Below are 11,549 nucleotides of genomic sequence, written 5' to 3'. Positions count from 1 at the left end.
AGCGCGCTGCGCGGCCCGAGCGTCGCGCGACCGCCCGGATGGCCGGCCTCGAGCGTCCGGTACGGGCCATGCGCCGGAGCGCCCCGCCCCGCAGCGAGGGCTCCGGCGGTTTCTCCGACCTGGAGGCGCAGGCCCATGGCTGGCATCGGACCCTGTCGGGCTATGCCGGATCGATCGAACGCCGCTTCGCCCGGCTCGGCAGCAGCGATTTCGGCCGCCTCCCGGGCCTGTGACGGCCTGAGCTCATGGCACAAGAAAAGGGCCCCGCCCGGGATGACCGGGCGGGGCCCTTTCTTAGTCTTGGAGCGCGATCCGAGCGGCGGATCCCGTCGCTCGCGCCACCCGATGCGGTGCGGACGACCGGGAGCCTCGCCCCGGATCACGCGGTCCGGGGCCCGAGCCTCCCGCGCGGATCACTGCTCCAGCAGGCGCCGGGCGATGACCTGAGCCTGGATCTCGGCGGCACCCTCGAAGATCGAGAGGATGCGGGCATCGCACAGCACCCGGCTGATCGGATATTCGAGCGCGAAGCCGTTGCCGCCGTGGATCTGCAGGGCGTTGTCCGCCGCCGCCCAGGCGACGCGGGCGCCGAGCAGCTTGGCCATGCCGGCCTCGAGATCGCAGCGCTTGCCCTCGTCCTTCTCGCGAGCCGAGAAATAGGTGAGCTGGCGGGCGATGTTGATCTCCACCGCCATCATGGCGAGCTTGTCGGCGACCCGCGGGAACTCGACCAGCGCCTTGCCGAACTGCACCCGCTCCTCGGCGTAGCGCAGGCCGATGTCGAGGGCCGACTGGGCCACGCCGATGGCGCGGGCGGCGGTCTGGATGCGGGCCGATTCGAAGGTCTGCATCAGCTGGGCGAAGCCCTTGCCCTCGATCTCGCCGAGGAGGTTGCCGGCCGGCACCGAGAAGCCCTCGAAGGACAATTCGTACTCCTTCATGCCGCGGTAGCCGAGCACCTCGATCTCGCCACCGGAGAGACCCTCGACCGGGAAGGGGTTCGCGTCGTCGCCCCGCGGCTTCTCGGCGATCAGCATGGAGAGCCCGCGGTGGCCCTTCTCCTCGGGCTTGGTGCGCACGAGCACGGTCATGATGTCGGCGCGGACCGGGTGGGTGATCCAGGTCTTGTTGCCGGAGATCTTCCAGACGTCGCCCTCCTTCACCGCCTTGGTGCGCAGGCTCGCGAGGTCGGAGCCGGTGTTCGGCTCGGTGAAGACGGCGGTGGGCAGGATGTCGCCCGACGCGATGCCGGGCAGGAAGCGCTGCTTCTGCTCCTCGGTGCCGCCGCACAGGATCAGCTCGGCGGCGATCTCCGAGCGGGTGCCGAGCGAGCCGACGCCGATATAGGCCCGCGACAGCTCCTCGGACACGACGCACATCGCGGCCTTGGGCATGCCCATGCCGCCGTATTCCTCGGGAATGGTGAGGCCGAACACGCCGAGCTCGGCCATCTTCTCGATGATCGACATCGGGATGTAAGCGTTCTCGAGGTGCCACTCATGCGCCTGCTCGACCACTTCGGCCTTGCCGAAGCGGCGCATCTCGGAGCGGATCGCCTCCATGTCCTCGTCGAGGCCCGACGCGCCGATGGTGGCGGCCCCCGACGTCGTGGCCTCGCGGATCCTCGCGATCAGCGCGGCGCGGTTCTCGGGCGTGTTGCCCTGGGTGATCACGGCGTCGATGGCCGGCGTGCGGAAGCCCGCGAGTTCCGAGGACGAGAAGCCGAGCGAGGAGGTCGGGCGCACCATCTCGCCCTGGCTCATCGGGATGCCGCCGAACATCTGGTCGAGATACTCGCCGACGCCGACCTTCACGAGCAGCGCCTCGGTCTCGCCGAAGCTGCCCTCGCCCTGGAGCCGGCGCGCGTAGTCGGCAAGCTCGCGCACCGCCTCGCCGTAGGTGGCGAGCCAGGACAGGCCGTGGGCGGCATGCTGCTCGCGCTCCAGCTTGCCCGCATCGAGCTTGCCGTCCGTGCCGGCGACGCGCGCCTTCACCCGGGCGGTCGCCTCGGCCACGAGCGCTTTGGCGCCCACGGCGGCCTCGTTGGCGAGGGTGACGAAATCCTGCGGGTCGTTGGCGGGTTGAACGGCGGGGGAGGCGGCCATGGCTGTCTCTCTCTAAGATGACGAATTGCGGTTCATTATAGGCAGGATCCGCGGCACAGTAGTCCTTTCTTGGTGCCGCAGCCCCCGACCTTGGGATGATCTCGGTCTGAATTCATCATGCACTTTACCGCGATCGACGGGCCGCCCCGCCGCCGGCCAGGGCGACGCCCGCCGCGGCGACGGCCATGCCCCCGACCTGCACCAGGGTCAGGGTCTCGCCGAACAGGACATAGGCGATCGCCGCCGAGACCGGAGGCACCAAGAAGAACAGCGAGGCGACGCCCGCCACCGCCCCTCGCCGGATCAGCGCCATCAGCAGCAGGATGCCGGCGACCGAATTGACGAGGACCGACCAGCCCATGCCGAGGGCGAGCGGCAGGCTCGGCGCGGGCCAGGCCTCCCCGGCCAGGAGCGCGAGCGGCAGAGCGAAGGCCAAGCCCCCGACGAACTGCACCGCCGCATTGGTCACGAGGTCGGCCTGCGCCGCCTTGCGTTTCTGCCAGAGCGTCCCTGCGGTCATGGCCAGCATGGCGGTCAGGCAGACGGCGAGCGCCGTCGGCGGAATCCCGGCGGGATCGAGGGCCCCGAGCCGGGGCGCCAGGACCAGTCCGGCTCCGAGGAAGCCGAGGCCGATCCCGACCCAGCGCCGGGGCCCGACCCGCTCGCCGAGGAGCGGCTCCGAGGCGGCGGCCGTCAGCAGCGGCTGCAGGCTGCCGACGAGGGCGGCGATGCCGGCGGGCAGGCCGTGCTTCACCGACCAGAACACGCCGGCGACGTAGAGGCCCTGCATGAGCACGCCCGCCACCAGGGCGTCGCGCCACCCGGCCCGATCCCGCGGCCAGCGTGCGCCCATGACGGCCGCGATCCCCGCGAGCACGAGCGCGACGAGGAGGAGCCGGGCGGCCACGAAGACGAGCGGTTCCGAGAGCGGGGCCACGTAGCGCGCGGCGACGAAGCCTGTGGCCCAGATCAGGACGAAGGCGGCGGGGATCAAGCCGTTGAGGAGCGTGGACATGGCGCGGGCAGGCAGCACGCGTCGCGCGCAAACGCAAACGCAAACGCAAACGCAAACGCAAACGCCTCGCCGGTCAGGCCGGGATGCCGGAGCGGCTCGACGACCGGGCGCCGATGCTCGCGACGGCCGAACCCGCCGAGGACGCCGCGCCGTTTTGAGGCCGAAAGCAGCGCCGGGAACCTGCATGATTTCCTGGCGCGAGTGATGTGTATTCGATTGACGAGCCGGCGAGGCACAGCTTATTGTTCAGCTTGCGTCGAAGACTTTCCAGATTTTCTTCACGCCGCGCAGCGCGAGCATCCGCGCGGATCGTGATCGCGCGACATCTCCGGACGACAGGGTGAATGCAGTCATGATGGCACGCCCTCGCCTCCGAGGTCTCCTCTTGGCCGGATGTCTCGCCGCCCCGATGGCGGCCGGGCCGGCGAAAGCCGTCGTGCTCGACGAGCCGACCATCAATGGCCTTGCTGTCTATCGGTATAGCTGGACGGATTCGAAGGGGCTGAAACGCACCGTCTCCTTCAAGAAGGAAGGCGCGGGCAATACCGGCCATGGTGGCTTCATCGTACGCTCGACGTTCCAATACGTTGCCAGCGGCGTCACGACGACGGTGACGGCAAACTCGTCGAGCGCGAACGAAGGATTCGGGTATTTCGTCTCGCACGAGCGCTACAGGAAGTTCTCGGACGGCGCCTCGGCGACGATCGCCGGGAAGATCTTCAAGAAGGACGATTCGCCCCTCGGCAGGGGCTTCACCGCCAGCACCTATGTGTTCCCGACACCGGCGAATCGGGGGGCGATCCGCTTCCGGGTCAATTATCCGCGCTATGGGACCGTCAACGCCGCCGGCTACAACGCGAACACCGGCGAGGATTCGCCCCCGCTCGGCACGAATCCGGCCATCTACAAGCTCTATACGCTGCCGGTGACGGTGTACTGGTACTTCGCCGACGGTGCGGATTACCCGCGTGTCGTCACCAAGGTCGACATGGCGGAGGTGCCCGGTCCCGATCGCGTCAGCTTCGACCTTCGCGGCCCCTACGGGAAGCTCGATTTCGATGCGGGCAGCAACCCCATCAAGTTCGCTTTCTGGGGCGACCGGTATCGCTTCGCCTCGATCACCACCCCACTCACGCGGAACGCAACCTGGACCTGGAACCAAACCAATACCGGCGCGCGCTACACCGCCTTGGTCGCGGGCGCGCACGAGATGGGCCTGGTCGAACCCGCTCCGCTCGCTGCCTCGAAGATCAACGACGGGTATTCGGTCGCGCGCGGAAAGACCTCGCAGACCTACAACGGTGGAGGCGGCTGCACCGATGCCGGCATCCCGCAGCTGCTGCCGTGCGACTGGGAATGGCCCTACCAATCCGCGCAATACGAGCTGCCGCAGGACGATTCCAACGCGCCGACCACCTCCGAGAAGATCGCCTGGGGTTCGACCAGCCTCTACGGAATGAGCCTCACCGCGACCTATGACGGGACCCGATCGGTGCCGTTCACGGGCTTTCCGGCGTCCAAGCTTCTCACCTACCACGTCTGCCTCGTGTTCGGCCGGACGCAGAGCGGTGGGCTGGCCCGGGCGGTCGCCGACGCGGGCGGCACCTACAATTGCTCGGACACGAAGACGCAGTGATCGCTGCGCCGGCCCGACCGCTCGGAAACCGCTGGGCGGTCCGCGCGGCGGGCGACGGGAGGGGGGCCGGATCGGCGCCGCCCCGTTGACGCGAAGGCCTCGCATAGCCGTATGTCGCGCCGCCCTCCCTTCCTCGGAGACGCGAGCCGCCACTGCCCGTGAGACCCTTGCGCACCAGCCTCGATATCGCCGGCCTCGCCGCACAGCGCTTCGTCGCCCATGACGGCTGGGCGATCGCGAGCCACATCGCCCTGTCGATGCTGACCTCGCTGTTCCCGTTCCTGATCCTGCTCGCCGCCCTCGCCGGCGTGTTCGGGACCAAATCGCTCGCCGACGAGGCGGGCACGCTGATCTTCGACGCGGTGCCCCGCGAGATCGCCAAGCCGATCGTGGGCGAGGTCCACCGCATTCTCACCGAGCAGCGCGGCGGCGTGCTGACGCTGGGCGCCGTGCTCGCCCTGTACTTCTCCTCCTCGGGGGTCGAGTCGCTCCGCGTCGGGCTCAACCGCGCCTACGGGCTGCGCGAGATGCGGCCCTGGTGGCTCACGCGGCTCGAATCGATCGGCTACGTGATCTGCGGCGCCTTCGCGATGCTGGCCTTCGCGCTGCTCGTGGTGCTCGGGCCGCTGATCTGGCGACAGCTCGTGTTCGTGGCGCCGGGGCTGGAGCCCCTCGGCCTCACCATCGCGATCGGGCGCATCGTCATCACCGCGGTCCTGATCGGGCTCGTCTTGGTGATCGCCCACAAATTCGTCGCGGCCGGGCGCCGCTCCCTGCTGGCGGTGCTGCCCGGCATCGGCGTGACGCTGGCGCTGTGGTTCCTGGCCGGCCTCGGCTTCGGGTTCTACCTCGATCGGTTTTCCTCGGCCTATGCCTCCACCTACGGGGGCCTCGCCACCGCAATGGTGTTCCTCGTCTTCCTCTATTGGCTCGCGGCGATGTTCCTGTTCGGCGGCGAGGTGAACGGCACGGTCATCGCGGCCCGCCGCCAGCGGCTCCAGGCCCGGATGCGGGCGCGGCAGGCGCAAGCCGCCCAGCGGCCGTGAGGGTCCGCGCCGGTTCCGGACGGGCGCCCGGACCGCCGGTGGCGCGGACACCGACCGGCGTCGGGATGCATCGACGGGACAGGGGCCGGACAGGCCGGCCGATTGCCAGAGGGGTCGTCGTGACGGATCAAGCGAGGGCCCGACCCATGGGGTGTGTCCATGGCTGAGCGGGGCTGGACGACGGCCGACATCCCGTCCCAGACGGGCCGGGTCGCCCTCGTGACGGGGGCGAGTTCGGGCATCGGCTTCGAGACCGCCCTCGCGCTGGCCGGGGCCGGGGCGCATGTGGTGCTGGCCGTGCGCGACCCCGCCAAGGGCGTGCGGACGGCCGAGCGGATCGCCCGCCGGCACGCCCAGGCCGATCTCACGGTGCGCGAACTCGACACCGCTCGCCTCGCGAGCGTTCGCGCCTGCGCCGAGAACTGGCGGCGGGACGGTGGGCCGATCGACCTCCTCGTGCTGAATGCCGGCATCGCTGCGGTGCCGCGGCGGGAGGAGAGCGAGGACGGGTTCGAGCGGCAACTCGCGACGAACTATCTCGGCCATTTCGCCCTCACCGGGCTCCTGCTGCCGTGCCTGCGTCCGTCATCGGGAACCCGGATCGTCACGGTGGCCAGTGTCGCCCATCGCAGCGGCGCGATCCGCTTCGACGACCTCCACGGGCGCGCGGCCTATGGCGCGCAGACGGCCTACCGCCAGACCAAGCTCGCGATGCTCATCTTCGCCCTCGAACTCGAGCGCCGCCTCCGGGCCGCCGGCCGGCCCGAACAGGCCATGGCGGCCCATCCCGGCCTCGCGCTCACCGATGTCTTCCGCAGGGGAGACCGGGCCGGGCCGATCCAGCAGCGCATCGGCCGCTTCCTGTTCGCCCTCGCCGGGCAATCCGCGGCCGCCGGCGCCTTGCCGATCCTCTACGCCGCGACGGCGCCGGTCGCCCGGGGCGGCGGCTATTACGGGCCGGACGGGATCCGCGAGAGTCGCGGCGCGCCCAAACCCGCCTGGATCGCCCCGCAGGCCAAAGATCCCGACACGGCTTCGCGCCTCTGGACCGTGTCCGAACAGCTGACCGGGGTGAGGTTCGCCCTGTAGGCGCAACGGCCCGAGGGCCCGGCGCCGCGCTCAGCCGGGTCGGCGGGTGGGGGTCAGGCGCACGCCCGGGGCAGGGCGCTCCAGCAGCACCTCCCGGCGGAAGCGCACGAGCCGGGCCGGACGCCCCGCCGTCCCGCTCGTCACATCCTCGGTCTCCTCCACCAGCCCCTGCTGGGCCACGAGCCGGCGGAAGTTCTGCTTGTGCAGGCGCGTGCCCGACAGCGCCTCGACGGTGCGTTGCAACTGGAGCAGCGTGAAGGCCGGCGGCATCAGCTCGAAGACCACGGGTCGATACTTGATCTTGCCTCGAAGGCGGCCGATCGCGGTGGCGAGCACGCGGCGATGGTCGAGCGCCATGGGCTGGCCGGTGACCGCCGCGTCGTCATGCTGCGCCACGCCGGCCTGCCCATGCGCCTCCGGGATCAGGCCGGCCTCGAACAGCAATTCGTAGCGCTCCAGAACCCGCTCCTCGTTCCAGGTGCCGCCGGTACCGAAATTCAGCCCGACCCGGTCCTCGCGCTGGCGCCGCAGCTTGGCGTCGCCGCCCTCGGCCACCCAGGCCATCAGCCGCGGCTCGATCGCGTCGAGCGCTGCCGGGCGTCCCTCGCGAAAATCTTCCCAGGGCAAATAGCGGTACCAGTTGCGCCACGCCGCCTCGGCGAGGCCCGCGGGGCGGAGCTCCCGCACCAGGGCGAGATAGGCCACCGAGAGCAGGTGCACGCCGCGCGCTCCGCCCTCGCGGTCCCGGTCGCCGAAGGTGTAGAGCTGCTCGACATAGCCGAGGCGCTGATGGGTCTGCTGCTCCACCCAGGCCCGCAGGCCCCGCTCCAGGGTGGCGTGCTCGGGCACCAGAGGGCCGGCCGGCAGCGCGGTGTCCCGGCCAGGGGCTTGGCCGGCGACCTGCACGGTCAGCGCCCGCGGCTCGCCGTCCGTCGCCGCGACGATGACGGCGACGAGCCCCACCGACGAGGTGAACGCGGCGCGCTCGCGTCGATCGACGGGAGCCGTCGAATCTGGTGCGACCGTAGTCAGGGCGTCGCTCATGGCTCGATGCTCGCCGCTCTCCTGATCCCGGCGTCCTGTCCGTCATCAGACGCCCGCTGCGTCACCAAGCCCAGGGAGGATACGGCGGACATCGAAGGTTTCGTGCGACATTCGTGAGGTCGATTCAGGCGTCGCAGGCCGGCGCGGACGCGCATCCCGCCATCGGCCTCCAACGCGCGCGCCGCTCTTGCCGGATCGGAGCGGTGACCGTCAACGCGTCGCGCTGGCGCCTGCACACCCGCTGGACGGTCCGAAGCGCCAGGAGACCGTGTCGCGAACGAACCCGCGGGCGGCCATGGCCCCCACAACGGTCCACCGCGCCAAAACGATCTACCGAGCGGGGTCCAGGGCGGCGATGAGGGCGGTCAGGGCGACCTTCATCTCCCGACGGGCCTCTTCGAAGCTTTCGTAGCCGGCCATGGACTGGCCGCAGATTTTGCCCTGCCTCTTGATCGACCAAGAGAAGTGGCCGTTGGCGCGGCAGCGCCGCACGTCGACGGCGTAGGGATGGGCGGTCGGTGATGCCATGCCGCACCATGGCACGCTCCTCCGTCCGGACCAAGGATGGATCACGGGCACGGCACGGTAAACCGACCCTCCCTCGCGGTCCGGGTGAACGGTCCGTGTCGTCGTGATCGGTCGCTCCCGGGAAGACCCTCCACTTTTCGCATCGATGCGTTAGACCAGTCCGAGCAAGCGAGCGTTGGGAGCGGGACGGGGATGGCGTGCGGGCGACGCGAGGGATCACGATGAGCCTCGGCACGGGACTCGGCCTGTCACGCCCGGCCGCCACGAAAGCCGTCGATCTCCGGCTCTACGGCCTCCTCGATGTCGGCGTGCTGGGCGGTGACGGGGCCGCGCTGGCGGCGCTCGCCGCCGAGGCGGTCGCGGGCGGCGTCACGCTGCTGCAGTACCGCGAAAAGACCATCGACGACGCCCGGGCGGCGCTCGCCCGCATCCGGGCGATCCGCGCCGCCGTGGCGGGCCGCGTGCCGGTGCTCGTCAACGACCGGGTCGATCTCGCCCTCGCCGCGGGCGCCGAAGGGGTGCATCTCGGACAGTCGGACCTGCATTCCGAGGATGCCCGCCGGCTCCTCGGTCCCCGGGCGGTGATCGGCCTCACGGTCAAGAACGGGACCCAGGCCGACGAACTGTACCGCCTGCCGATCGACTACGCCTGCATCGGTGGGGTGTTTGCGACCACCAGCAAGGACAACCCCGATCCGCCGGTCGGCCTCGACGGGCTTCAGCGCATCGTCTTCCGCGCCCGCCTCGCCCGCGGGCAGGGGCTTCCGCTCGGCGCCATCGCCGGGATCGATGCCAGCAACGCCGCCTCCACCATCCGCGCCGGTGCCGACGGCGTCGCGCTGATCGGAGCCCTGTTCAAGGGCGGCGCCACGGAGGCGAAGGCCCGGGACCTGCGGGCCCGGATCGACGAGGCTTTGGCGGCGCGGGGCGCCTGAGGGCGCGTCCGGACCAGGAACAGGGAGGCATCGCATGACCGCCATCGCCGTCACCATCGCCGGCTCGGATTCGAGCGGGGGCGCCGGGATCCAGGCCGATCTCAAGACCTTCGCGGCCCTGCGGGTCTACGGCGCCAGCGTGATCACCGCGGTGACCGCGCAGAACACCGTCGGGGTGCAGGGCATCCACGACGTGCCCGCCGAGGTCGTGGCCGCCCAGATCGAATCGATCTTCTCCGACCTCACCGTCGGTGCGGTGAAGATCGGGATGCTGTCGCGGCCGGAGACGATCGCCGCCGTGGTCGAGGCCTTGCAGCGGCATGCCGTCGGCATCCCCGTGGTGCTCGATCCCGTCATGGTCGCGGCTTCCGGCGACCGGCTGATCTCGGAGGAGGCCGTTGCGGCGCTCCGGGACTCGCTGATGCCCCTCGCTCACCTCGTGACGCCCAACCTCCCCGAGGCCGCGACCCTGCTGGGCGAGCGGGAGGCGGTCCACGAGAACGAGGCGGTCGGTCAGGCGCGGCGCCTGCTGGAGCGGGGCGCCCGCGCCGTCCTCATCAAGGGCGGGCACGGCGAGGGGCAGGAGAGCGTCGATCATCTGCTGAGCCGGGACGGGACGCTGCGCCGCTTCGCGGCGCCGCGCATCGAGACCCGCAACACCCACGGCACCGGCTGCACCCTGTCGGCCGCGGTGGCCGCTGGCCTCGCCCGGGGCCAGCCCCTCGCCGAGGCGGTCGGTGCTGCCAAGGCCTACGTCACCGAGGCGATCCGCGCCGCCGACGGCGTGCCGGTCGGTCGCGGTCACGGGCCGCTCCACCACTTCTTCGCCCAGTGGCGATGAACCGCTCGATCCCCAGCTGACGCGCCTCCCTGAGCCAAAACGGTATCCCCTTCCCGGGGCGAGCGCTCTAAATGTGGGTCCTGGGATGCCGGCCCGGACTGGGCGGAACCGCGCGGGAGGCCGGGCATCCCGCGAGCATGTCGCGGCGATCGGAAGGCGATACGGAGCGTGCGTATGTCGAAGCCCCCTCTCACCCGGTCGGCGAAAGGACGCCGGTCCGCCCGGTCGTCCGACGGTTCGGCCTGGACCAGCGAGCAGGCGTCGGAAACGAGACGGAAGATCGCCATCAACCGCTTCACCTATCGCGGCGGCTACGACGGCTATGAGGGTCGCATGATCCTGCGCCCCGAGCTCGGCGAAAGGCCGCGATCCGAAACCTGAGCGTCGGCCCGAGGGGACGCCGACGCGCTGCAGCACGAGGTCCCCGAGCCTCGTGCGGGAGACCGTATCCGGCCTGAATGCGGTCGAAGATCGGCCTCGCGACACCCTTCGCCAGTCGCGGAAGCCGTTTGACAAATCAAACGTTCGTTCGGATAACGGAACGATCTCTCGCAGATCGATGCGCTCGCCCGGGCCTCGCCGACGGTTTGGTGGCGGGGAGCGCCAGCGGACCGGTAGGATGCAGGACATCACGGCAAGCCTCGAGCGCGGACGACCGAAGGATCTCGTCAGCGGCGCCCAGGTGCTCTCTGGCCAGCTCGGCAAGACGATCCAGCGGTTGCGCAAGGCCTACAACCTTTCCCTCTCGGAACTCGCCGAGCAATCGGGCGTCGCGAAGTCGATCATCTCCCAGATCGAGCGCAACGAGACCAACCCGACGCTGGCCACGATCTGGCGCCTGAGCCAGGCGCTCGACGTGTCGATCGAGCGGGTGCTGGCCCATTCCGACGAGGAGCCGTTCATCGAGCGCTTCTCGCGGGCCGATACGCCGCGGCTCGTGTCCGAGGACGGCAAGGTTCGGCTCGCGATCATCGGCTGGATCAAGACGGTCGAGTGGCTGCAATGGTATGACGTGACCGCCGATCCGGGCGGGGTGCTCGAGTCGGACCCCCACCAGCGCGGTTCGGTCGAATCGCTCTCGGTGACGGAGGGCCATTTCGCCGTGGACGTCGCGGGCGAGGTCCAGCGGGCCGGCCCGGGCGAGACCCTGCGCTACCGCTGCGACCGTCCCCACAGCATCCGCTGCCTCGGCGACGCCCCGGGCCGGGCCACCATGGTCGTCATCATGAAGGCCGCCGTGATGGAGTGAGGCGAGTGCGGGTGTGAGAGGACGCGGGATCTCGTCGGAACCCGCTCCCCCGCCCGTCGAT

12 protein-coding genes are annotated in these 11,549 nt (G+C 70.5%); 8 read left to right on the top strand and 4 right to left on the bottom strand.

Going from position 1 to position 11,549, the window contains the following annotated elements:
* On the top strand, window positions 1-233 hold a 233-nt coding region (locus LW587_RS04090; protein WP_232628320.1), incomplete at its 5' end, for a hypothetical protein.
* Window positions 234-413: 180 nt separating this feature from the next.
* Here the strand turns inward: LW587_RS04090 and LW587_RS04085 are convergent.
* Window positions 414-2,105, bottom strand: a complete 1,692-nt coding sequence (locus LW587_RS04085; RefSeq protein ID WP_232628319.1) for an acyl-CoA dehydrogenase family protein — start codon at window positions 2,103-2,105, stop codon at window positions 414-416.
* A gap of 124 nt (window positions 2,106-2,229) precedes the next feature.
* Window positions 2,230-3,120, bottom strand: coding sequence for a DMT family transporter (locus LW587_RS04080; RefSeq protein WP_232628318.1), 891 nt, complete (start codon window positions 3,118-3,120; stop codon window positions 2,230-2,232).
* 409 nt (window positions 3,121-3,529) lie between these two features.
* Between LW587_RS04080 and LW587_RS04075 the strand changes: the two genes are divergently transcribed.
* The 3 genes from LW587_RS04075 (at window position 3,530) to LW587_RS04065 (ending at window position 6,891) form a co-directional block, all read left to right on the top strand.
* Window positions 3,530-4,756, top strand: coding sequence for a hypothetical protein (locus tag LW587_RS04075; protein WP_232628317.1), 1,227 nt, complete (start codon window positions 3,530-3,532; stop codon window positions 4,754-4,756).
* 158 nt (window positions 4,757-4,914) lie between these two features.
* Entirely contained in the window at window positions 4,915-5,802 is an 888-nt protein-coding gene (locus tag LW587_RS04070) for a YihY/virulence factor BrkB family protein (protein ID WP_232628316.1), read from the top strand.
* Window positions 5,803-5,961: 159 nt separating this feature from the next.
* The gene (locus LW587_RS04065; protein WP_232628315.1) at window positions 5,962-6,891 is read left to right on the top strand and encodes an oxidoreductase; all 930 of its coding nucleotides are present in this window, start codon (window positions 5,962-5,964) and stop codon (window positions 6,889-6,891) included.
* Window positions 6,892-6,921: 30 nt separating this feature from the next.
* On the opposite strand, the gene LW587_RS04060 is transcribed toward LW587_RS04065, so the two are convergent.
* Entirely contained in the window at window positions 6,922-7,935 is a 1,014-nt protein-coding gene (locus tag LW587_RS04060; RefSeq protein WP_232628314.1) for an NUDIX hydrolase, read from the bottom strand.
* Window positions 7,936-8,265: 330 nt separating this feature from the next.
* Window positions 8,266-8,463 carry a hypothetical protein gene (locus tag LW587_RS04055; RefSeq protein WP_232628313.1) on the bottom strand — a complete coding sequence of 66 codons (198 nt, stop codon included), beginning with the start codon at window positions 8,461-8,463 and terminating at the stop codon, window positions 8,266-8,268.
* Between the two features lie 221 nt (window positions 8,464-8,684).
* On the opposite strand from LW587_RS04055, the gene LW587_RS04050 reads away from it, so the two are divergent.
* The 4 genes from LW587_RS04050 (at window position 8,685) to LW587_RS04035 (ending at window position 11,488) form a co-directional block, all read left to right on the top strand.
* Window positions 8,685-9,398, top strand: a complete 714-nt coding sequence (locus LW587_RS04050) for a thiamine phosphate synthase (RefSeq protein ID WP_232628312.1) — start codon at window positions 8,685-8,687, stop codon at window positions 9,396-9,398.
* A gap of 34 nt (window positions 9,399-9,432) precedes the next feature.
* Window positions 9,433-10,239: a bifunctional hydroxymethylpyrimidine kinase/phosphomethylpyrimidine kinase gene (gene thiD / locus LW587_RS04045; RefSeq protein WP_232628311.1), complete on the top strand. Its 807-nt coding sequence runs from the start codon at window positions 9,433-9,435 to the stop codon at window positions 10,237-10,239.
* A gap of 174 nt (window positions 10,240-10,413) precedes the next feature.
* Window positions 10,414-10,620 carry a hypothetical protein gene (locus tag LW587_RS04040; protein ID WP_232628310.1) on the top strand — a complete coding sequence of 69 codons (207 nt, stop codon included), beginning with the start codon at window positions 10,414-10,416 and terminating at the stop codon, window positions 10,618-10,620.
* A gap of 238 nt (window positions 10,621-10,858) precedes the next feature.
* Window positions 10,859-11,488, top strand: coding sequence for a helix-turn-helix domain-containing protein (locus tag LW587_RS04035; RefSeq protein ID WP_232628309.1), 630 nt, complete (start codon window positions 10,859-10,861; stop codon window positions 11,486-11,488).
* The last annotated feature ends 61 nt before the right edge of the window (window positions 11,489-11,549 follow it).

Origin of the sequence: Methylobacterium sp. Leaf118 (genome assembly GCF_920984675.1) — a bacterium.
Classification (GTDB): domain Bacteria; phylum Pseudomonadota; class Alphaproteobacteria; order Rhizobiales; family Beijerinckiaceae; genus Methylobacterium.
The sequence above is the reverse complement of the archived record's forward strand: the minus strand, read 5'-3'. Positions and strand labels throughout refer to the sequence as shown.